The organism is Streptomyces sp. NPDC057136, from assembly GCF_042670885.1.
Taxonomy (GTDB): Bacteria; Actinomycetota; Actinomycetes; order Streptomycetales; family Streptomycetaceae; genus Streptomyces.
In genome coordinates this window covers 232,908-255,204 of sequence record NZ_JBHUUV010000005.1, presented here as the reverse complement: position 1 = coordinate 255,204, position 22,297 = coordinate 232,908, and the positions used below count along the sequence as shown (strand labels likewise).

The 22,297-nt window shown below is 68.3% G+C and carries 18 protein-coding genes and 1 pseudogene; 12 read left to right on the top strand and 7 right to left on the bottom strand.

Translation table 11 applies throughout. The annotated features are described in order from the left end of the window. Positions 1 to 5 precede the first annotated feature (5 nt). The 3 genes from glpK to ACFT7S_RS09315 form a co-directional block, all read right to left on the bottom strand. Complete coding sequence (gene glpK / locus ACFT7S_RS09325) at positions 6 to 1,559, bottom strand: glycerol kinase GlpK (RefSeq protein ID WP_382729069.1); 1,554 nt, start codon at positions 1,557 to 1,559, stop codon at positions 6 to 8. 56 nt (positions 1,560 to 1,615) lie between these two features. Next, positions 1,616 to 2,407: an MIP/aquaporin family protein gene (locus ACFT7S_RS09320; protein WP_382729067.1), complete on the bottom strand. Its 792-nt coding sequence runs from the start codon at positions 2,405 to 2,407 to the stop codon at positions 1,616 to 1,618. Positions 2,408 to 2,691: 284 nt separating this feature from the next. Then, the gene (locus ACFT7S_RS09315; protein ID WP_382729065.1) at positions 2,692 to 3,456 is read right to left on the bottom strand and encodes an IclR family transcriptional regulator; all 765 of its coding nucleotides are present in this window, start codon (positions 3,454 to 3,456) and stop codon (positions 2,692 to 2,694) included. 239 nt (positions 3,457 to 3,695) lie between these two features. Here ACFT7S_RS09315 and metH point away from each other — a divergent pair, with 239 nt between their 5' ends. From metH to ACFT7S_RS09300, 3 genes are all read left to right on the top strand, one after another. Further along, entirely contained in the window at positions 3,696 to 7,226 is a 3,531-nt protein-coding gene (metH, locus tag ACFT7S_RS09310) for a methionine synthase (protein ID WP_382729063.1), read from the top strand. 118 nt (positions 7,227 to 7,344) lie between these two features. Then, positions 7,345 to 8,046: an HAD-IA family hydrolase gene (locus tag ACFT7S_RS09305; RefSeq protein ID WP_382729061.1), complete on the top strand. Its 702-nt coding sequence runs from the start codon at positions 7,345 to 7,347 to the stop codon at positions 8,044 to 8,046. 375 nt (positions 8,047 to 8,421) lie between these two features. Next, positions 8,422 to 10,023, top strand: a complete 1,602-nt coding sequence (locus ACFT7S_RS09300; RefSeq protein WP_382729059.1) for an ABC transporter substrate-binding protein — start codon at positions 8,422 to 8,424, stop codon at positions 10,021 to 10,023. A gap of 60 nt (positions 10,024 to 10,083) precedes the next feature. Here the strand turns inward: ACFT7S_RS09300 and ACFT7S_RS09295 are convergent, their stop codons facing one another. Both ACFT7S_RS09295 and ACFT7S_RS09290 read right to left on the bottom strand, forming a co-directional pair. Then, entirely contained in the window at positions 10,084 to 10,755 is a 672-nt protein-coding gene (locus ACFT7S_RS09295; protein WP_382729057.1) for a response regulator, read from the bottom strand. A 9-nt stretch (positions 10,756 to 10,764) separates the two neighbouring features. After that, positions 10,765 to 11,610, bottom strand: coding sequence for a RecB family exonuclease (locus tag ACFT7S_RS09290; RefSeq protein WP_382729235.1), 846 nt, complete (start codon positions 11,608 to 11,610; stop codon positions 10,765 to 10,767). A 170-nt stretch (positions 11,611 to 11,780) separates the two neighbouring features. Between ACFT7S_RS09290 and ACFT7S_RS09285 the strand changes: the two genes are divergently transcribed. The 3 genes from ACFT7S_RS09285 (at position 11,781) to ACFT7S_RS09275 (ending at position 14,764) form a co-directional block, all read left to right on the top strand. Next, positions 11,781 to 13,031, top strand: coding sequence for a site-2 protease family protein (locus tag ACFT7S_RS09285; protein WP_382729233.1), 1,251 nt, complete (start codon positions 11,781 to 11,783; stop codon positions 13,029 to 13,031). A gap of 49 nt (positions 13,032 to 13,080) precedes the next feature. Next, positions 13,081 to 13,980 (top strand): tRNA (adenine-N1)-methyltransferase, encoded by a 900-nt coding sequence (locus tag ACFT7S_RS09280; RefSeq protein ID WP_185301771.1) that lies wholly within the window; start codon positions 13,081 to 13,083, stop codon positions 13,978 to 13,980. Positions 13,981 to 14,188: 208 nt separating this feature from the next. Then, a complete protein-coding gene (locus tag ACFT7S_RS09275; protein ID WP_382729056.1) occupies positions 14,189 to 14,764 on the top strand; it encodes a hypothetical protein in 576 nt (191 codons plus the stop codon). A 4-nt stretch (positions 14,765 to 14,768) separates the two neighbouring features. Here ACFT7S_RS09275 and ACFT7S_RS09270 read toward each other — a convergent pair whose 3' ends face one another. Beyond that, a complete protein-coding gene (locus tag ACFT7S_RS09270) occupies positions 14,769 to 15,080 on the bottom strand; it encodes a ferredoxin (protein ID WP_382729054.1) in 312 nt (103 codons plus the stop codon). A 240-nt stretch (positions 15,081 to 15,320) separates the two neighbouring features. Between ACFT7S_RS09270 and arc the strand changes: the two genes are divergently transcribed. The 6 genes and pseudogenes from arc (at position 15,321) to prcA (ending at position 21,081) form a co-directional block, all read left to right on the top strand. Then, a complete protein-coding gene (arc, locus tag ACFT7S_RS09265; RefSeq protein ID WP_382729053.1) occupies positions 15,321 to 17,087 on the top strand; it encodes a proteasome ATPase in 1,767 nt (588 codons plus the stop codon). 235 nt (positions 17,088 to 17,322) lie between these two features. Continuing rightward, entirely contained in the window at positions 17,323 to 18,834 is a 1,512-nt protein-coding gene (dop, locus tag ACFT7S_RS09260) for a depupylase/deamidase Dop (protein WP_382729051.1), read from the top strand. A 120-nt stretch (positions 18,835 to 18,954) separates the two neighbouring features. Beyond that, positions 18,955 to 19,173: a ubiquitin-like protein Pup gene (locus ACFT7S_RS09255; protein ID WP_382729049.1), complete on the top strand. Its 219-nt coding sequence runs from the start codon at positions 18,955 to 18,957 to the stop codon at positions 19,171 to 19,173. A 46-nt stretch (positions 19,174 to 19,219) separates the two neighbouring features. After that, positions 19,220 to 19,397: pseudogene (locus ACFT7S_RS09250) on the top strand (endonuclease domain-containing protein); the annotation flags it as partial. Then, positions 19,349 to 20,194 (top strand): proteasome subunit beta, encoded by an 846-nt coding sequence (prcB, locus tag ACFT7S_RS09245; RefSeq protein WP_382729047.1) that lies wholly within the window; start codon positions 19,349 to 19,351, stop codon positions 20,192 to 20,194. The pseudogene ACFT7S_RS09250 and the gene prcB, both read left to right, overlap by 49 nt. 56 nt (positions 20,195 to 20,250) lie before the next feature. Then, positions 20,251 to 21,081: a proteasome subunit alpha gene (prcA, locus tag ACFT7S_RS09240; RefSeq protein ID WP_382729045.1), complete on the top strand. Its 831-nt coding sequence runs from the start codon at positions 20,251 to 20,253 to the stop codon at positions 21,079 to 21,081. 64 nt (positions 21,082 to 21,145) lie between these two features. Here prcA and ACFT7S_RS09235 read toward each other — a convergent pair whose 3' ends face one another. Further along, positions 21,146 to 22,189, bottom strand: a complete 1,044-nt coding sequence (locus ACFT7S_RS09235) for a LacI family DNA-binding transcriptional regulator (RefSeq protein WP_382729043.1) — start codon at positions 22,187 to 22,189, stop codon at positions 21,146 to 21,148. Positions 22,190 to 22,297: the final 108 nt, after the last annotated feature.

The following is a 22,297-nucleotide window of genomic DNA, read 5'->3' as shown; positions in this document are numbered from 1 at the left end:
ATCGCTTACTCCTCGACAGTGTCTTCGTCGTCGAGCCAGCCCATGGAACGTTCGACGGCCTTGAGCCAGCTCTTGTACTCGCGGTCACGGGTGGCCGCGTCCATACGGGGTGTCCACTCGGCGGCCCGGCGCCAGTTGGCGCGCAGCGCGTCGGTGTCCGGCCAGAAGCCGACGGCGAGACCGGCGGCGTAGGCGGCGCCGAGGCAGGTGGTCTCGGCGACCATGGGGCGCACCACGGGCGCGTCCAGGAAGTCGGAGAGGGTCTGCATCAGCAGGTTGTTGGAGGTCATACCGCCGTCGACCTTGAGTGCGGTCAGCTCGACGCCGGAGTCCTTGGTCATGGCGTCGCTGATCTCGCGGGTCTGCCAGGCGGTGGCCTCGAGTACGGCACGGGCGATGTGCGCCTTGGTGACGTAGCGGGTCAGACCGGCGATGACGCCTCGGGCGTCGGGGCGCCAGTAGGGGGCGAAGAGCCCGGAGAAGGCGGGCACGAAGTACGCGCCGCCGTTGTCCTCGACCGACGAGGCCAGGGTCTCGATCTCGGCCGCGGACTTGATCAGACCCATCTGGTCGCGCATCCACTGCACCAGCGAGCCGGTGACGGCGATGGAACCTTCGAGCGCGTAGACCGGCTTCTGGTCGCCGATGCGGTATCCGACGGTCGTGAGCAGCCCGTTGTACGAGTTGACGGGCGTGTGGCCGGTGTTCATCAGCATGAAGGTGCCGGTGCCGTACGTGGACTTGGCCTCGCCCTGGGCGAAACAGGTCTGGCCGAACAGCGCGGCCTGCTGGTCACCGAGCGCGGACGCCACCGGGATGCCGTCCAGGACGCCGCCCTTGGCGTGCCCGTACACCTCGGCCGAGGAGCGGATCTCCGGCAGCACGGCGGCCGGGATGTCCATCGACTGGAGGATCTTGTCGTCCCACTGCATCGAGTGCAGGTTCATCAGGAGGGTGCGCGAGGCGTTCGTGACGTCCGTGACGTGGACGCCGCCATCGGTGCCTCCGGTCAGGTTCCAGATGACCCAGGAGTCCATGGTCCCGAAGAGGATGTCGCCCCGCTCGGCGCGCTCGCGCAGGCCCTCCACGTTGTCGAGGAGCCAGCGGACCTTGGGTCCGGCGAAGTACGAGGCGAGCGGCAGGCCGGTCTCGCGGCGGAAACGGTCCTGGCCGACGTTGCGGCCGAGCTCCTTGCAGAGCGCGTCGGTGCGGGTGTCCTGCCAGACGAGGGCGTTGTGGACGGGCTCACCGGTGTTCTTGTCCCAGAGCAGCGTCGTCTCGCGCTGGTTGGTGATCCCGATCGCCTTGACGTCGGCCGAGGTGATGCCCGCCTTGGAGACGGCGCCGGCGACGACCTCCTGGACGTTCGTCCAGATCTCGGCCGCGTCGTGCTCGACCCAGCCCGGCTTCGGGAAGATCTGCTCGTGCTCCTTCTGGTCGACGGAGACGATCCGGCCGTCCGTGTCGAAGACGATGCAGCGGCTGGAGGTGGTGCCCTGGTCGATGGCCGCGATGAACGGCCCGGTGCCGTGGCTCCCGGTGGTGTGTGTATCGGTCACGGTGCGCTCCCGGAGGTCTCTGTGGTTCTGAGGGGTACGGCTCTGAGCTCTGCGGCTCACGCGAAGGCGACGTTGTAGAGCCCGCCGGCGATCGCGCCGCCGATGAGCGGTCCCACAATCGGTACCCAGGCGTAGCCCCAGTCGGAACCGCCCTTGTTCGGCAGCGGCAGCAGCGCGTGCACGATACGCGGACCGAGGTCGCGAACCGGGTTGATCGCGTAGCCGGTCGGCCCGCCGAGCGAGAGACCGATTCCGACGACGACCAGAGAGGTGATCAGGGCGCCGAGGGTGCCGAGGCCGTTGCCCTCGTTGTTGAGACCCTGGGTCAGGATCGCCAGGACGAGCACGACCGTGGCGATGACCTCCGTGACGACGTTCTGCACGGCGTTCCGGATCTCCGGTCCCGTGGAGAAGATGCCCAGTACGGGGCCGGCCTTCGGGGCGGCCGACTGGTCGACCATGCCCTCGACGGTGGGCTGCGCGCCCACGATCTCGGGGTCGGTGAGGTGGGCGTGGAACTGCCCGTAGTACACCGCCCAGACCAGCACCGCGCCGATCATCGCGCCGAGCAGCTGGGAGGCGAGGTACAGCGGTACGTCGCCCCATTCGGTGCCGCCCTCGATGGCGAGGCCGAGCGTCACCGCCGGGTTGAGATGCGCGCCGGACACGCCGCCGGCCAGATAGGCGGCGGTCAGAACGGCGAAGCCCCACCCGAAGGTGATGGCGAGCCATCCGGCGTTCTGCGCCTTGGAGCGCTTGAGCGTGACGGCGGCACAGACTCCGCCGCCGAGGAGGATGAGAACGGCGGTACCGATGGTCTCGCCGATGAAGATGTCGGAGCTGGACACCAGCGACTCCTTTGTCCTTCGTCCAGGGGGGAAGGCGAACACCGGGTCCCTCCGGTGGTTCGCGCCCGAGGTTGGTATCCGCGCTGTGCGGGTACTCACCTGTGTGGGCCGACCGGTCCTTGGCGCTGCCATACCCTAACGCGTATTGCCGTTAGGCGTTCGACAATGCCGACCGGTGAACGGCAATGTTTCTCCCCGGTGAATGCAACGTCAAGGGTTGTGGCGCATACGACTCGGTGCGGAGCCCGATCGTTACCGACGGGTCGTCCGGCCGACGGGGGAACTCAGAAGCGCCCGGCGCCCAGATCCCGGGAGACGGCACGGGCGCAGTCCCGTACGGCGGCGATCAGCTCGGGGCGCAGTTCGCCGCCCGGACAGACGCGCTCCACCGCGCCGGTGACGGCCACGGCGCCGACCGGCATCCGGCCCCGGTCGTGAATGGGCGCCGCGACGGCGGCCACGCCTTCCCAGGTCTCCTCCACATCGGCGGCCCAGCCCTGCGCCCGGATGAGATCGAGCAGCGTCTCGAAGTCCTCCGCACCGGTCACGGTGCGGGGGGTGAAGGCATGCCGCTCGGCCTCGACGGCCTCGCTGTGCGCCACCGGGTCGTAGGCGGAGAGCACCTTGCCCAGGGCCGTGGAGTGCAGCGGCTGCATGGCGCCCACCTCCAGCACCTGGCGGCTGTCGTCGGGCCGGAAGACGTGGTGGACGATGAGTATGCCGTGCTGGTGCAGGACGCCCAGGTGGACGCTCTCGCCGCTGGAGCGCGCCAGGTCGTCGGTCCATACCAGGGCGCGGGCCCGCAGCTCGTGGACGTCCAGATAGCTGTTGCCCAGGCGCAGCAGCTCCGCGCCGAGCTGGTAGCGGCCGGACGCCGCGTCCTGCTCGACGAAGCCCTCGTGCTGGAGCGTGCGCAGGATGCCGTGAGCGGTGCCCTTGGCCAGTCCCAGTGAGGAAGAGATGTCGGACAGTCCGAGCCGGCGCTCGCCGCCCGCCAGCAGCCGCAGCATCGCTGCCGCCCGCTCCAGCGACTGGATGTTCTTGGCCATCGCGCCGTACTCCTCCATTGTGGTTCGACAATGCTGAACACTATCGGTCGATGTCGACCCATGTCCGGTAGCCCGTAAAGCCTGAGCCCCCCGCGCGGGCCGAGCTGCCCCCGCACAGCATGCAGTCCGCCCCGTGGGACGCCGTGACGGGCCGTGGTGTCTCCCGGCTACGCTGGCGGGGTGCGCCCTCCACAGAAGGCCGCAAAGCCGACAGCCGTCGCATCCCTGGGAGAACATCCATGGCCTCGTTGCCGACCCCTTCCGCTGACAGCCGGAACCGAGCCGAAGCCCTCCGCGAGGCGCTCGCCACGCGTGTGGTGGTAGCAGACGGTGCCATGGGCACGATGCTCCAGGCACAGGACCCCACCCTTGAGGACTTCGAGAACCTCGAAGGCTGCAACGAGATCCTCAACGTCACCCGCCCGGACATTGTCCGCTCCGTGCACGAGGAGTATTTCGCGGTCGGCGTGGACTGCGTCGAGACGAACACCTTCGGTGCGAATCACTCGGCGGCGAACGAGTACGAGATCGCCGACCGGATCGTCGAGCTGTCCGAGGCGGGCGCCCGGATCGCACGCGAGGTCGCGGACGAGTTCACCGCCAGGGACGGCCGCCGACGCTGGGTCCTCGGCTCCGTGGGCCCGGGCACCAAGCTGCCCACGCTCGGCCACATCGCGTACGACGTGCTGCGCGACGGCTACCAGCAGAACGCGGAAGGTCTGCTCGCCGGTGGCGCGGACGCCCTGATCGTGGAGACCACGCAGGACCTGCTGCAGACCAAGTCGAGCCTGATCGGTGCGCGGCGGGCCATGGACGCCCTGGGCATGGACGTACCCCTGATCTGCTCGCTCGCCTTCGAGACGACAGGCGTCATGCTGCTCGGCTCCGAGATCGGTGCCGCGCTGACCGCCCTGGAACCGCTGGGTATCGACCTGATCGGCCTGAACTGCTCGACGGGCCCGGCCGAGATGAGCGAGCACCTGCGCTATCTGGCCCGCCACTCGCGTACGCCGCTGATGTGCATGCCCAATGCCGGCCTGCCCGTGCTGACCAAGGACGGCGCGCACTTCCCGCTGACCCCGCCCGAGATGGCCGACGCGCAGGAGACCTTCGTACGGGACTACGGCCTCTCGCTGGTCGGCGGCTGCTGCGGCTCGACGCCCGAGCACCTGCGCCAGGTCGTCGAGCGCGTCCGTGACATGACGCCGGGCCCGCGCGACCCGCGTCCCGAGCCGGGTGCCTCCTCGCTCTACCAGACCGTGTCCTTCCGCCAGGACACCTCGTACATGGCGATCGGCGAGCGCACCAACGCCAATGGCTCGAAGAAGTTCCGCGAGGCCATGCTGGAGGCCCGCTGGGACGACTGCGTCGAGATGGCCCGCGACCAGATCCGCGAAGGTGCGCACATGCTCGACCTCTGCGTCGACTATGTGGGCCGGGACGGCGTCGCCGACATGGAGCGGCTGGCCGGGCTCTTCGCCACCGCTTCCACGCTCCCCATCGTGCTCGACTCCACCGAGGTCGACGTCATCCGGGCCGGCCTGGAGAAGCTGGGCGGCCGAGCGGTCATCAACTCCGTCAACTACGAGGACGGCGACGGCCCCGAGTCCCGCTTCGCCAAGGTCACCGCACTGGCGCAGGAGCACGGCGCCGCACTGATCGCGCTGACCATCGACGAGGAGGGCCAGGCCCGGACGCCCGAGCACAAGGTCGCCATCGCCGAGCGCCTCATCGAGGACCTCACCGGCAACTGGGGCATCCACGAGTCGGACATCCTCATCGACACCCTGACCTTCACCATCTGTACCGGTCAGGAGGAGTCCCGCAAGGATGGCATCGCCACCATCGAGGCCATCCGCGAACTCAAGCGCCGCCGCCCCGACGTCCAGACCACGCTCGGCCTGTCCAACATCTCCTTCGGCCTCAACCCGGCCGCCCGCGTCGTCCTGAACTCCGTCTTCCTCGACGAGTGCGTCAAGGCCGGACTGGACTCCGCGATCGTGCACGCCTCCAAGATCCTCCCCATCGCACGCCTGGAGGAGGAGCAGGTCAAGGTCGCCCTCGACCTGATCTATGACCGCCGTATCCCCCAGCAAGGGGACGAACCGGCCTACGACCCCCTCCAGAAGCTCATGGAGCTCTTCGAGGGCGTCAACATGAAGTCGATGAAGGCGGGCCGTGCCGAGGAACTCCTCGCGCTCCCGCTCGACGAGCGCCTCCAGCGCCGCATCATCGACGGTGAGAAGAACGGCCTCCAGGCCGACCTCGACGAGGCCCTGCAGACCCGCCCGGCCCTGGACATCGTCAACGAAACCCTCCTGGAGGGCATGAAGGTCGTCGGCGAGCTCTTCGGCTCCGGCCAGATGCAGCTGCCGTTCGTGCTCCAGTCCGCCGAGGTCATGAAGAACGCGGTCGCCCACCTCGAGCCGCACATGGAGAAGTCCGACGCGGAGGGCAAGGGCACCATCGTGCTGGCCACCGTGCGCGGCGACGTCCACGACATCGGCAAGAACCTCGTCGACATCATCCTCACCAACAACGGCTACAACGTCGTCAACCTAGGCATCAAGCAGCCCGTCTCCGCGATCCTGGAGGCCGCCGAGGAGCACCGCGCCGATGTCATCGGCATGTCCGGCCTCCTGGTGAAGTCGACCGTGATCATGAAGGAGAACCTGGAGGAGCTCAACCAGCGCAAGATGTCCGCGGACTTCCCGGTCATCCTGGGCGGGGCCGCGCTCACCAGGGCGTACGTCGAGCAGGACCTCCACGAGATCTACGAGGGCGAGGTCCGCTACGCCCGCGACGCGTTCGAGGGGCTGCGGCTCATGGACGCCCTCATCGGCATCAAGCGCGGCGTCCCCGGCGCGGTGCTCCCGGAGCTGAAGCAGCGCCGCGTCGCCAAGAAGGACACCGCCGTCCTGGAGGTCGACGAGCCGGAGACGGGTGTCCGCTCCGACGTGGCCACCGACAACCCGGTCCCCGAGCCGCCCTTCTGGGGCACCCGGGTCGTCAAGGGCATCCAGCTCAAGGAGTACGCCTCCTGGCTGGACGAGGGCGCGCTCTTCAAGGGCCAGTGGGGCCTCAAGCAGGCCCGCGCCGGTGACGGGCCCACGTACGAGGAACTGGTCGAGACCGAGGGCCGCCCGCACCTGCGCGGCTGGCTCGACAAGCTCCACACCGAGAACATGCTGGAGGCCGCCGTCGTCTACGGCTACTTCCCCTGCGTGTCCAAGGGCGACGACCTGATCCTGCTCCACGAGGACGGCTCGGAGCGCACCCGCTTCACCTTCCCGCGCCAGCGCCGGGGCCGCCGCCTGTGCCTCGCGGACTTCTTCCGGCCGGAGGAGTCCGGTGAGCGGGATGTGATCGGCCTCCAGGTCGTCACCGTCGGCTCGAAGATCGGCGAGGCCACGGCCGAGCTCTTCGCGGCCAACTCCTACCGTGACTATCTGGAGCTGCACGGTCTGTCCGTCCAGCTGGCCGAGGCGCTGGCCGAGTACTGGCACGCCCGGGTCCGCAGCGAGCTGGGCTTCGGCGGGGAGGACCCGGCCGAGGTCGAGGACATGTTCGCGCTGAAGTACCGGGGAGCGCGTTTCTCGCTCGGCTACGGCGCCTGCCCCGACCTGGAGGACCGGGCGAAGATCGCCGAGCTGCTGGAGCCGGAGCGGATCGGGGTCAAGCTCTCCGAGGAGTTCCAGCTGCACCCGGAGCAGTCGACCGACGCGATCGTCATCCACCACCCCGAGGCGAAGTACTTCAACGCGCGGTAAGGCGCCGTTCGACGCGTTGCACCCGGACTGGTCGTAGACTGGTCGGTCCAGTGAGGCCGGTCGCTGTTCCCTTCAGGGAATGGCGGTCGGCCTTCTCGTCCCTTACGGAGGAGTACGGATGACCAGTACGGTCCCCGCGTCCCTGACTCGCACGGCCGAAGGCTCCACGCTGCAGGCCGTCTTTCTCGACATGGACGGCACCCTGGTCGACACCGAGGGATTCTGGTGGGATGCGGAGGTGGAGGTCTTCGCCGGCCTCGGGCACCGGCTCGACGAGGCATGGCGCGATGTGGTCGTGGGCGGTCCGATGACACGCAGTGCCGGCTATCTCATCGACGTGACCGGCGCGGACATCAGGCTGGACGAGCTCACGGTGCTGCTCAACGACTGCTTCGAGGCGCGCATCGACCGCGGTGTGCCACTGATGCCGGGCGCGGCACGGCTGCTCGCCGAGCTCGCGGCGCACGACATGCCCACCGCCCTGGTCTCGGCCTCGCACCGGCGCATCATCGACCGGGTCCTGGACTCGGTCGGTCACCATCACTTCGGCCTCACGGTCGCCGGGGACGAGGTCTCCCGTACCAAGCCACACCCGGAGCCCTATCTCACCGCGGCATCCGGGTTCGGGGCGGACCCGCTGCGCTGCGCCGTCATCGAGGACACCGCGACGGGGGTCGCCGCCGCGGAGGCCGCGGGCTGCCAGGTGGTGGCCGTGCCGTCCGTCGCCCCGATCGCACCGGCCGCGGGAAGGGTTGTCGTGGGGTCTCTCGAAGATGTCGATCTCGCATTTCTCCGGGGCCTGGTCACCGGAATCCTCTGAGTCGTGCACCGAGAGTGTTTTTGTGAATGTACGGAAAAACTCTCGTTCGCAGAACGTGCGCTTTTCATCGCCCGGATGTGTGGGCGAATCAGGTTCATGTCAATATGGGTCGCAGGTCGAAAACCACCCATGTGCGAATCTTGTCGCGCGATGGCCGATTTCGTCACTCCTCAAGTCTGGCGATATGCCCCGATTTACACTCCGGGCTGTCACCATTCGTCACGCGGTGTACGAAACGGCCCCGGCCGGTGAATTCCCCTTGCCGTCAATTCCGGAGGGCGGTGGATTGTGTGATGAGCACCCGTCCGTCAGGCATCGGTGACTATCCCTACTAATCTCGTTTTCTCACATGCCGGAATGAGGGAGAACGTCCAGATGAACCGCAAGACGCTGGTGCTGCCGGCCGTGGTCGGCCTGCTCGCGCCCGTACTCGCCGCCTGCGGCGCGACGGGCGGCGGGGACGAGGGCAAGGACGCCATCGTCGTCGGCACCACGGACCAGTTCATCGCCTCCAAGGACAACCCGGCGCCGCTCGACCCGGCCATCGGCTACGAGGCGGGCGTCTGGAACGTCCTGCGGCAGACGGTGCAGACCCTCATGCACGTCCCGCGCGGCGGCGGTGAGCCCGTGCCCGACGCGGCGAAGAGCTGCGTCTTCACGGACACGGAGAACGAGAGCTACCGCTGCACCTTGCGCAATGGGCTCACCTTCGCCGACGGCACGCCGCTCACGCCCGACGACGTGCGGTACTCCATCCAGCGCGTCCTCGACATCAAGTCGGACAACGGCCCGGCGGGACTGCTCGACAACATCGACATGATCGAGACCAAGGGCGACGACCAGATCGTCTTCCACCTGCGCACCCCGGACGCGACCTTCCCGTACAAGCTCGCCACCCCCGCCGCGGGCATCGTCCCGCAGGGCAAGTACCCGGCGAAGAGCCCCCGTGAGGGCTTCCAGGTCGACGGCTCGGGCCCGTACACCATGAAGCCCGAGGTCAAGAACGGCCAGGTGGCCAAGGTCGTCTTCACCAGGAACCCGAAGTACAAGGGCGACCTGGAGGTCCTGAACGACAAGGTCGAACTGGACCTGTTCCCGGACGCCGCCGCGATGGGCAAGGCGCTCGACGACAAGAAGGTCGACATGATGACCCGCACCATGTCGCCCGAGCAGGCCGGCCAGATGCTCGTGAAGCCGAAGGACGGCATCAAGCTCACCGAGATGCCCGGCCTCGCCATCAGCTACCTCGGCTTCAACACGAACGCCCCCTCGGTGAAGAGCAAGGCCGTCCGCCAGGCCATGGCCCGGATCATCGACCGGGGCGCCATCGCGAGCAAGGTGTACGGCACGACCGCCGAGCCGCTGTACTCGCTGATCCCGTCCACGATCACCGGCCACACCAACTCGTTCTTCAACAAGTACGGCGAGCCCGACACCGCCAAGGCGGCGGCCACCCTGCAGGCCGCGCACATCAATACGCCGGTGAAGTTCACGCTGCACTACACGACGGACCACTACGGCCCCGCGACCGCCACCGAGTTCGAGACGCTGAAGCAGCAGCTCAACGATTCGAAGCTGTTCGACGTGACCGTCAAGGGCACCCCCTGGGCGGAGTACCGCCCGGCGCAGATGAGCGGCGACTACGACGTGTACGGCATGGGCTGGTTCCCGGACTTCCCGGACCCGGACAACTACACGGCACCGTTCCTGGACAAGAACGACTTCCTCAACTCGCCCTACCGCTCGGCCCTGGCGGAGAACACCCTCATCCCGCAGTCCCGCCGCGAGACCGACCGCAGCGCCGCGTCCAAGACCTTCGAACAGCTCCAGGACATCGTCGCGAACGACGTCCCCGTACTCCCGATCTGGCAGGGCAAGCAGTACATCGCTTCCCGCGAGGGCCTCACCGGAGTGGAGTGGGCCGTCAACGCCTCCGCCGACCTCCACCTCTGGGAACTCGGCCGCGGCACCGTCTGACAACAGAAAATCCGGTCCGGGGTGGACACACCCCGGACCGGATTTTCTGTGCGGCTCGGCTCACTGGGCGCCGGGGCGCACCAGGCCGCTCTCGTACGCGTACACGGCGGCCTGCACACGGTCGCGCAGCCCGAGCTTCGTCAGCACATGGCCCACATGGGTCTTGACGGTCGTCTCGCTCACGAACAGGTCGGCGGCGATCTCCGCGTTGGACAGCCCACGGGCCACCAGCTTCAGCACCTCGACCTCACGGTCGGTCAGCGTGTGCAGGGCGTCCGGAACCGGCTCCTCGCCGGACGGCAGATGGTCCGCGTACTTGTCGAGCAGCCGGCGCGTGATGCTGGGCGCCAGCATCGCCTCGCCCGACGCGACCACCCTGATGGCCTGCACCAGCTCATTGGCCGGAGCGTCCTTGAGCAGGAAGCCACTGGCTCCGGCGCGCAGCGCCTCGACCACGTACTCGTCGAGATCGAAGGTGGTCAGCACCAGCACCTTCGCCGGGCCGTCGCGGCCGGGTCCGGTGATCTGCCGGGTCGCCTCGACCCCGTCCATCCGGGGCATCCGGATATCCATCAGCACGACATCGGGCTGCAGCGCCCGCACTTGATCGATGGCCTGGAGACCGTCACCGGCCTCACCGACCACCGCGAGATCCCCCTCCGCTTCCAGGATCATCCGGAAGCCGGTGCGCAGCAGCGGTTGGTCATCGACCAGAAGGACGCGGATCGCCACGAAATCTCCTTAAGGGCCTTCGAGGGCCACCGGTTGGCCGGCCTCGGCCCGGACCGGTCCCATTCTGCCCTGGACGTCCTCCGCCGACTCCGCCGGGCGCACGGACAAGGGGTAGACCGGGGGAGTACCGCCGAATTCCGGACAGACGGCGCGGTGGTCGCACCAGCCGCACAGCTTCGTCGGCCGGGGCCGCCACTCGCCGCTCTCCGTCGCCTCCCGGATCGCCTCCCAGAGCGCCAGCAGCTTGCGCTCCACCCGCTCCAGGTCCGCCTCGACCGGGTCGTACGTCAGGACGTCACCGCTGCCGAGATAGACCAGCTGGAGGCGCCGAGGCACCACCTTCTTCAGCCGCCAGATCACCAGCGCGTAGAACTTCATCTGGAACAGCGCACCCTCCGCGTACTCCGGACGCGGTGCCTTGCCCGTCTTGTAGTCCACGATCCGGACCTCGCCCGTCGGCGCCACGTCGATCCGGTCGATCACCCCGCGCAGCCGCAGCCCGGACTCCAGCTCCGTCTCGACGAACAGCTCGCGCTCGGCCGGCTCCAGACGCGTCGGGTCCTCCAGCGAGAACCACCGCTCCACCAGCTGCTCCGCCTCGACGAGCCACCGCGAAAGGCGCTCACCCTCCGCGTCGCCCGAGAACAGTTCCGTCAGCTCCGGCTTCGACTCCAGCAGCCGGTCCCACTGGCCGGGAACCATCGCCCGCGCCTTGGGAGCCGTACGCTCCACCGCCGGGTCGTCGAACAGACGCTCCAGGACGGCGTGGACCAGCGTGCCCCGGGTAGCTGCCTCGCTGGGCTTCTCGGGAAGCCTGTCGATGACCCGGAACCGGTACAGCAGGGGACACTGCATGAAGTCGCTCGCCCGCGACGGCGACAACGAGGTGGGCGGCTGAGGCGGCCGGGGTACGGAGGTCATGTCGAAGACCCTACGGCCCGCCACTGACAGCGAGCGGAATACCATCGACGACAGACCTCGCACACTGCATGATCGTGGCAAACGCCACCGACCGAAGGGACCCCGTGGACGACAGCGGCGACAGCGGGCGGCCGCAGCCAGGCGCAGGGGGCACGGACCCAGGCGCCGCACCCGACAAGGGCTCACCGCAGCGGCCGGCCGAGCCGGGCGGCGGCATTCTCATGGGCCGTCCCTTCGGCGTGCCGGTCTACGTCGCGCCCAGCTGGTTCATCGTCGCGGCGCTCATCACCTGGGTCTTCGGCGGCCAGTTGGAGCGGGTCCTGCCCGAGCTCGGGAACACCCGCTACCTGGTATCGCTCTTCTTCGCGATCGCCTTCTACGCCTCCGTGCTCGTCCACGAGCTCGCCCACACGGTCGCGGCGCTGCGCTACAAGCTCCCGGTCCGGCGCATCCAGCTCCAGTTCTTCGGCGGGGTCTCCGAGATCGAGAAGGAGTCCGAGACCCCCGGCCGCGAATTCGTCCTCGCCTTCGTCGGCCCGCTGCTCTCGCTCGTCCTCGCCGGCGTCTTCTACGCCGGCATGCAGTTCGTCGATCCCCCCACCGTCCCCGGTGTGCTGCTCGCCGGGCTGATGATCTCCAACCTCCTTGTCGCCGCCTTCAATCTGCTCCCGGGCCTCCCGCTCGACGGCGGACGCATGCTGCGCGCCGTGGTCTGGAAGATCACCGGCAAGCCGATGAGCGGCACCATCGCCGCCGCCTGGGTCGGCCGGGGCCTCGCCGTGGCCGTCCTCATCGGGCTCCCGCTCCTCACCCACACCGGAGCGCTCGGCAACGCCACCGAAGAGATCACCGGCGTGGAGACCGTCACCGACGCCCTGCTCGCCGCCATCCTCGCCGGGATCATCTGGACGGGCGCCGGAAACAGCCTGCGCATGGCCCGCCTCCGCGAACACCTCCCCGACCTGCGCGCCCGCACCCTCACCCGGCGCGCCGTCCCCGTCGAGTCCGCCACACCCCTTTCCGAGGCCCTGCGCCGGGCCAACGAGGCGGGAGCCCGCGCGCTCGTCGTCGTCGACGGACAGGGCAACCCCAAGGGCGTGGTCCGGGAGGCCGCCATCGTCGGCGTCCCCGAGCACCGCCGCCCCTGGGTCGCCGTCAGCGGCCTCGCGCAGGACCTCACCGACGGCATGAAGGTCCCCGCCGAACTGGCCGGCGAAGCCCTCCTCGACCGGCTCAAGGCCACACCGGCCACCGAATACCTCGTCGTCGAGGAAACCGGCGAGATCTACGGAGTCCTGTCCACCGCCGACGTCGAACGCGCTTTCGTCGCCGCGATGGCCCGCCCGGGCGCCTGAGCCCCCGCCGGGCGGTCGGAGCCCCCGGAAACACCGGTACGCTGGCCACATGTCTGAACCGACCGGTGCCGCCCGACGTCGCGGGCCCTTCAAGGTCGGGGACCAGGTACAGCTCACCGATCCCAAGGGACGCCACTACACCTTCACGCTCGAAGCCGGAAAGAATTTCCACACCCACAAGGGTTCTTTCCCGCATGACGAGCTGATCGGTGCTCCCGAGGGCAGTGTTGTCCGCACCACGGGAAACGTCGCCTACCTTGCGCTGCGCCCCCTGCTCCCCGACTACGTCCTGTCCATGCCCCGCGGTGCCGCGGTGGTCTACCCGAAGGACGCGGGGCAGATCCTGGCCTTCGGCGACATCTTCCCCGGCGCCCGCGTCGTGGAGGCCGGCGTCGGCTCGGGCGCGCTCAGCACGTTCCTCCTGCGCGCCATCGGCGAGCAGGGAATGCTGCACTCCTACGAGCGCCGCGAAGACTTCGCCGAGATCGCCCAGCAGAACGTCGAGCGCTACTTCGGCTCCCCGCACCCCGCCTGGCAGCTCACCATCGGTGACCTCCAGGACAATCTCTCGGACACGGACGTCGACCGCGTCGTCCTGGACATGCTCGCCCCCTGGGAGTGCCTGGAAGCCGTCTCCAAGGCACTCGTGCCCGGCGGCATCCTCTGCGCGTACGTCGCCACCACCACCCAGCTCTCGCGGACCGTCGAGTCCATCCGTGAGATCGGCTGCTTCGCCGAACCGCAGCCCTGGGAATCGATGATCCGCAACTGGCACGTCGAGGGCCTGGCCGTCCGTCCCGACCACCGGATGATCGGCCACACCGGATTCCTTGTCACCGCCCGCCGCCTCGCGGACGGCGTCGAGGCCCCGCTGCGCCGCCGCCGCCCCTCCAAGGGCGCCTACGGCGACGACTACGACGGCCCGGGCAGCACCTCCTCCCGCGCCTGACCCCGCACAACGCTCGGGCGCCGCCGCCGAGTTCTCCGGACCGACCCGGGAACTCGGCAGCGGCGCCTTTTCGTTGCCCCGGTAGCCGGCGCCGACCCCACCGTTCCACTGTCGTGTGAGGTGTGGCACGATGCTGGCCACCCCCCGCCCGCCGACGCGCAGCCGGCACCGCCTTCCCAGGCCCCAGGAACCACAGGAGACATACCGCGTGCAGACCTCCGCGCTCCCGGACCTCGCGCACACCGCCACGAAGCCGGTGCACTGGCTCGCCACGGCCACGGCGATGGCAGCCGTCGTCGCCTGTGCGGGCCTGCTCCAGCCCGGCACGGCCACCGCCACGGCATCCGGCCACGCCGCCGCCCAGCCCGGCAGCGCCCCCGTGGCCGCCCCCGACGCGGCAGCCGCGACCTACCCGCTCGACTGCGCCGACGCGCAGAACGTGGTGGCCGACGAAGCTGCCGGAGACCTCGACGGCGACGGCCGCCCCGAGACCGTGGCCGTGGTCCACTGCGCCGCCGGTATGGGCACGCCGCCCAGCGGCGTCTACGTCCTGACACAGGGAAGCGGTGCCGCACCCAGGGTCGTCGCGACCCTGGTGGACCCCGCTGCGGAGAAGACGGTCACCGACGTCGCCGTGCACGACGGAATCCTCTCGGCGACGCTGTTCGCCTACTCCTCCATGGACGTGCCGCGCTGCTGCCCCGACGAGGAGGAGAAGGTCAGCTGGCAGTGGAAGGGCAACGCCTTCGTCAGGTCCGGCCAGGACCTCGCGCGCAGCGCCTGAGCCGTTACGCCGCGTCCGGACCGAAAACTTCGACGTTGTCCGAAACGCGTCGTACATGAATGCAGTCGCCCGGGCACTCCTTGGCCGAATCCACCACGTCCTGGAGGAGCGGCAACGGCACCGGCGTCGTGGCGCCTTTGTCCTGGAGGAGCTCGTCCTCGCCGCTCTTCACATACGCCAGACCGTCGATATCCAGCTCGAACACCTCGGGTGCGTACTGCACACAGATGCCGTCGCCCGTGCAGAGGTCCTGGTCGATCCAGACCTCCAGATCCTGCGTCTCGCTGTCGCCCGGAGCGTCCTGCCGCACGGTCATATGTCCTGCCGTTCCCTGCGTATTTGAACCAAATGAAGCCAGCCCTGGCGGGTGTTGAACGCTTCGACGATACAACCGGCGACTTTCCGATGCTCAAAGTGGGTATTCCCTTGGCGTGAGGGAGAGCGCAAGGGTGAAGATCGGACACGCCTCGGAGTCTTTGTGATCTAGGGGTTTCAATCATCACCCACCCAGGTAGGGTCAGGAAGCGTCCAGCTCCCCTTGGAGGAGGTGAGGACCGTGGCAGCCCACGACGACGACATCAACCGCGGCATCCGGCCCGGGCGGGGGTCAGAAGACCCAGCCGGCCAGGTTGCCTATCTCGAGCAGGAAATCGCCGTCCTGCGACGTAAGCTCGCCGACTCTCCGCGTCATACGAGGATTCTCGAAGAGCGGATCGTCGAGTTGCAGACCAACCTGGCCGGCGTGTCCGCGCAGAACGAGCGGCTCGCCAATACGCTCCGCGAGGCCCGGGACCAGATCGTGGCCCTCAAGGAGGAGGTAGACCGGCTCGCACAGCCGCCGGCCGGCTTCGGCGTCTTCCTGCAGTCCAACGAGGACGGCACCTGCGACATCTTCACCGGGGGCCGCAAGCTCCGGGTGAACGTCAGCCCCAGTGTCGAGCTCGAAGACCTCAGACGAGGTCAGGAAGTCATGCTCAACGAAGCGCTCAACGTGGTCGAGGCCATGGCGTACGAGCGGGCCGGGGACATCGTCACCCTCAAGGAGATCCTCGAGGACGGCGAACGGGCCCTGGTGATCGGGCACACCGACGAGGAACGGGTGGTGCGGCTCGCCGAGCCGCTGCTGGACATCACCATCCGCCCCGGCGACGCCCTGCTGATGGAACCCAGGTCCGGCTACGTCTACGAAGTGGTCCCGAAGAGCGAAGTCGAGGAACTGGTCCTCGAAGAGGTTCCGGACATCGACTACGACAAGATCGGCGGCCTGGGCGACCAGATCGAGCTGATTCGCGACGCGGTCGAGCTTCCGTACCTCCACCCCGATCTCTTCAAGGAGCACGAACTGCGGCCGCCGAAGGGCATCCTGCTCTACGGCCCGCCCGGCTGCGGCAAGACGCTGATCGCCAAGGCCGTGGCCAACTCCCTGGCCAAGAAGGTCGCCGAGGTCACCGGACAGCCCACGGGGAAGAGCTACTTCCTCAATATCAAGGGCCCCGAGCTCCTCAACAAGTACGTCGGCGAGACCGAGCGGCACATCCGCCTGGTCTTCCAGCGTGCCCGGGAGAAGGCGAGCGAGGGGACCCCCGTCATCGTCTTCTTCGACGAGATGGAATCCCTCTTCCGCACCCGTGGTTCCGGTGTCAGCTCGGACGTGGAGAACACCATCGTCCCCCAGCTGCTCGCCGAGATCGACGGTGTGGAGGGCCTGGAGAACGTCATCGTCATCGGCGCCTCCAACCGCGAGGACATGATCGACCCCGCCATCCTGCGGCCCGGCCGACTCGATGTGAAGATCAAGATCGAGCGTCCGGATGCGGAGGCCGCGAAGGACATCTTCGCGAAGTATCTGACGCCTTCGCTGCCGCTCCACGCGGACGATCTGGCCGAGCACACAGGCTCCAAGCCGGCCGCCGCCCACGCCATGATCCAGTCCGTAGTGGAGAGGATGTACACCGAGTCCGAGGAGAACCGCTTCCTCGAGGTCACCTATGCCAACGGTGACAAGGAAGTCCTGTACTTCAAGGACTTCAACTCCGGCGCGATGATTCAGAACATCGTCGACCGGGCAAAGAAGATGGCCATCAAGGCATTCCTCGAACACGGCCAAAAGGGCCTCCGGGTCTCCCACCTCCTCCAGGCTTGCGTGGACGAGTTCAAGGAGAACGAGGACCTTCCCAACACGACGAACCCGGACGACTGGGCCAGGATTTCCGGAAAGAAGGGCGAGCGGATCGTCTTCATCCGCACGCTCGTCACCGGAAAGCAGGGCGCGGACACCGGGCGCTCCATCGACACAGTGGCAAATACCGGGCAGTACCTGTAAAACGCAGACCGGCTGCGGATGCCCGGCCGGGCATCCGCAGCCGGTTGTTTTCCGGCCGCTCCGGCCATATCGGAGCAATGACGTAATTGATCTCCCCACCGGCGCAATGGCGTTCTAGGCTCTGCCGTACCGCCGAGTCGCGCAGTGCGGGGACGGGCACCGCACGCCCACCGGACAAGCAGCGGTACTTGAGCGCCGCTCCCGGAGGGGAGCGCCGCCGGGCAAGGAGGGCCGCATGACCGTACGGCGAGTAATGGGCATCGAGACCGAGTACGGAATTTCCGTCCCCGGTCACCCCAACGCCAATGCCATGCTCACCTCGTCCCAGATCGTCAACGCGTACGCGGCGGCGATGCACCGGGCGCGCCGCGCCCGCTGGGATTTCGAGGAGGAGAATCCGCTGCGCGACGCGCGAGGCTTCGACCTCGCCCGCGAGACCGCCGACTCGAGCCAGCTCACCGACGAGGACATCGGCCTGGCCAATGTCATCCTCACCAACGGTGCGCGGCTCTACGTCGATCACGCGCACCCCGAATACAGCTCACCCGAGATCACCAACCCGCTCGACGCGGTGCTCTGGGACAAGGCCGGCGAACGGATCATGGCGGAGGCTGCCGAACGGGCCGCCGCGATCCCGGGCGCCCAGCCGATCCACCTCTACAAGAACAACACCGACAACAAGGGCGCCTCGTACGGCACGCACGAGAACTACCTGATGAAGCGGGAGACCCCGTTCTCGGACATCGTGCGCCACCTCACGCCCTTCTTCGTCTCCCGGCAGGTCGTCACCGGCGCGGGCCGGGTCGGCATCGGTCAGGACGGCCATGAACACGGCTTCCAGATCAGCCAGCGCGCCGACTATTTCGAGGTCGAGGTGGGCCTGGAGACCACGCTCAAGCGCCCCATCATCAACACCCGCGACGAACCCCACTCCGACGCCGAGAAGTACCGCCGGCTGCATGTGATCATCGGCGACGCGAATCTGTCGGAGATCTCGACCTATCTGAAGCTGGGCACCACGTCACTGATCCTTGCGATGATCGAGGACGGCTTCATCAACGTCGACCTCGCCATCGACCAGCCGGTGCGCACCCTGCACCAGGTCTCGCACGACCCCACGCTGAAGCAGCTGATCACGCTCCGTAGTGGCCGGACACTCACCGCTGTGCAGCTTCAGATGGAGTACTTCGAGCTGGGCCGCAAGTACGTCGAGGAGCGGTACGGCGCGGACGCCGACGAGCAGACCAAGGACGTCCTGATCCGCTGGGAGGACACGCTCAACCGGCTGGAGAACGATCCGATGAGCCTCTCCGGCGAGCTGGACTGGATCGCGAAGAAGGAGCTCATGGAGGGCTACCGGCGTCGCGACGGCCTCGAATGGGACGCCCCGCGCCTGCAACTGGTGGACCTCCAGTACGCCGATGTACGGGCCGAGAAGGGCCTCTACAACCGCCTGGCGGCCCGCGGGAAGATGAAGCGCCTGCTGGACGAGAACGACGTCGAGCGGGCCCGTACGAAGCCTCCCGAGGACACTCGGGCGTATTTCCGGGGCCGGTGCCTGGAGCAGTACGCGGACGACGTGGCCGCGGCCTCCTGGGATTCGGTCATCTTCGACCTGCCCGACCACGACTCCCTGCAAAGGGTGCCCACGATGGAGCCTCTGCGCGGGACACGCGACCACGTCAAGGCGCTCCTGGACCGCTGCCGTACGGCGGAAGAGCTGGTCCGGGTGCTTTCGGGCGGCTGAAAGGGCTGCCGACTGGGAATCATTCCGATGACCTCCGGACGTTGAGACAAGTACCGGTCCAATGTCGGACCCCATGGGTAGGGTCTGATCAAGTGCTTCGAACCGAGCGGGGTGAGCTATATGGCGACCAAGGACACCGGCGGCGGACAGCAGAAGGCGACGCGCTCCAACGAGGAGGTCGAGGAGCAGGCGCAGGACGCGCAGGCTTCCGAGGACCTCGCGGAGCGACAGGAGAAGCTGAGCGACGACGTCGACTCGGTCCTGGACGAGATCGACGACGTACTCGAAGAGAACGCGGAGGACTTCGTTCGCTCTTTCGTTCAGAAGGGTGGACAGTAGTCCACACATGTGAACGGGATGGAAAGTGCGTCCCGGGCTGCGACTCCATGTGGATCACCACCACAGGGCGGGTAGGGTCCGGGACGTACTGCTTCAACTGCAATTCGGCCATCGGCAAGTTGGGGGATGATCCTGACTCCTTGCGCAGGGCCATCGCATACCTGGAGGGAAACGCGTGGAAGCCAACACTCGTAGCACCGGGCGTCTACCAGCTGCCTTCCTGACGCCGGGTTCGTCCTCGTTCATGGACTTCCTGTCCGACCACTCACCCGACATGCTGCCCGGCAAGCGGAGCCTGCCGCCCCTCCAGGGGGCCATCGAGGCACCGCACGGGACGACCATCGTCGCGGCGTCCTTCCCCGGCGGCGTGGTACTCGCCGGTGACCGGCGGGCGACCATGGGGAACATGATCGCGCAGCGCGATATCGAGAAGGTCTTCCCGGCCGACGAGTACTCGGCGGTGGGCATCGCCGGTACGGCGGGTCTGGCCGTGGAGATGGTCAAGCTGTTCCAGCTGGAGCTGGAGCACTTCGAGAAGGTCGAGGGCGCCACGCTCTCCCTGGAGGGCAAGGCCAACCGCCTCTCCACGATGATCCGCAGCAATCTGGCGATGGCCATGCAGGGCCTCGCCGTCGTCCCGCTCTTCGCGGGCTTCGACGTCGACCGCGAGAAGGGCCGGATCTTCTCGTACGACGTCACAGGCGGCCGTTCCGAGGAAGTCGGCTACGCGGCCACCGGCTCCGGTTCGATCTTCGCCCGTGGATCGATGAAGAAGCTCTACCGCGACGACCTGACGGAGCAGCAGACGCTGACCCTGGTGGTGCAGGCGCTCTACGACGCGGCGGACGACGACTCGGCGACCGGGGGACCGGACGTGGCACGCCGGATCTATCCGATCGTCACCGTCATCACCGACGAGGGTTTCCGGAAGCTGACCGACGTGGAATCCGCCGAGATCGCGCGCGCCGTGCTGGAGCGCCGGATGGAAGAGCCCGACGGACCGCGCGCCGCGCTGCTCTGACCGGCCTCCCAGCTTCTTCGATGCACTCGTCACTGACAGAAAGGGACGGATAGCCGGTGTCGACGCCGTTCTATGTCTCACCTCAGCAGGCCATGGCCGACCGGGCGGAATACGCCCGGAAGGGCATCGCCCGTGGTCGCAGCCTGGTTGTGCTGCAGTACGCCGACGGCATTGTGTTCGTCGGCGAGAACCCGTCCCGTGCGCTGCACAAGTTCAGCGAGATCTATGACCGGATCGGCTTCGCGGCCGCCGGTAAGTACAACGAATACGAGAACCTCCGTATCGGCGGTGTGCGATACGCGGATCTCCGTGGATACACCTACGACCGTGACGATGTGACGGCTCGTGGTCTGGCCAATGTCTACGCGCAGACGCTGGGCACCATTTTCTCCAGTGCGGCCGAGAAGCCGTACGAGGTGGAGCTGGTGGTCGCCGAGGTCGGCGCTCTGCCCGAGGGCGATCAGATCTACCGGCTGCCGCACGACGGCTCGATCGTGGACGAGCACGGCTCGGTCGCGGTCGGCGGGAACGCCGAGCAGATCAGCAGCTTCCTGGATCAGCGCCACCGCGACGGCATGACGCTCGCCGAGGCACTCAAGCTGGCCGTCCAGGCGCTGTCACGCGAACCCAACGGCGGCGAGCGGGAGATTCCCGCCGAACGGCTGGAGGTCGCGGTCCTGGACCGCACGAGGCCGCAGCAGCGCAAGTTCAAGCGGATCGTCGGACGGCAACTGGCGCGCCTGCTGGACGCGGACGGTGGCGGGGCTCCGACGGACGCTCCCTCCGACGACGAAAGCGCCGATTCCACCGATACGGCGACCGGGAGTACCGGGAGCACCGAGGCCAAGGGCTCCGGCGGGACCACGGAGCCCCCCGCCGAGGACTAGCCCGCTCCGCTCGACGCTCCGTTACCGTGCCCCGTACCGCCGCGACCGGCGGGCCGGGGCACGGTCATGAAGGGGACTCCACCGCACCCGGCGGGGGAGCGGTGGAGCCGCGCACCACCAGGTGTACGGGCAGACTGCCCGGCTCCGCGGGCCGGCCGTCCAGGACAGCCAGCAACGCCGTCATGCCCCGCTCGCCCACCTGCTCGGCGGGCAGCCGCACCGTGGTGAGCTCCGGCTCCACGGCCGTCGCCAGAGCGAGATCGTCGAAGCCCGTCACGGAGATGTCGTCGGGCACCCTCAGCCCGCGTCTGCGGACCGCCTTGCAGGCGCCTGCGGCCAGGATGTCGTCGTCACAGACGATGGCCGTCGGCCGGGCCCCGGGAGCCGCCAGGGCCTGTTCCACGGCCTCCCGCCCGGCCGCGACGTCGAGCGCGGCGGGGACGGTGCGTACGACCGCGTCGGGTACCCCGCGAAGGGTGTCGTGCAGTGCCCGTGCGCGGATCGCGAAGGTCCAGGAGTCCACGGCCGAGGCGAGGTGGACGAACCGGCGGTGACCGAGGCCGAGCAGATGCTCCGTCACCTGGCGCATGCCGTCCGCGATATCGAGGTTCACCTGCGCCGCCGCACCCGGATCGGCAGGGTCGCTGTCCAGCATCACCAGAGGCAGTCCGGCGCCGCGCAGCGCGCCCAGGGCCTCGGCGGCCATGGACGAGGCGATCACACCGTCGAGCGACGCACGGGCCGAGGCGAAGGGGTCCCTGGCCGGCCCGGTGCCGTCCGGTGACGGATAGAGCACGACCCCGAAGTCGTGTGCGGCGGCGACGCCGGCCGCGCCCGTGTAGACCCGGGCGAAGAATTCGTTGGTGAGCGCGGGGACCACGAGAAGCGCGGTCCGGGTGCTGCCGAGGCGGAGGCTGCGGGCGGCGAGATTCGGCCGATATCCGAGCGCCGCCGCGCTGTCCCGTACGCGCCCGGCTGTGGCCTCCGACACTCGTCCCCGCCACTTGTCGCCGAGCACGAGGGAGACGGTGGCCTGGGAGACACCCGCCGCCCGTGCCACGTCCCGGCTGGTGGGCCGCGTCGGAGCGGGCTGCTGCGCGCTGGTCACTTCGGGCCTCCGTGCTCACTGGTGCCGTGATGCCCAGGCACCGCGAGGTGGACCCGGGACTGCGCACATGGTACGTATGAGCCTCGACGTTATACGTAAAACCTCGAC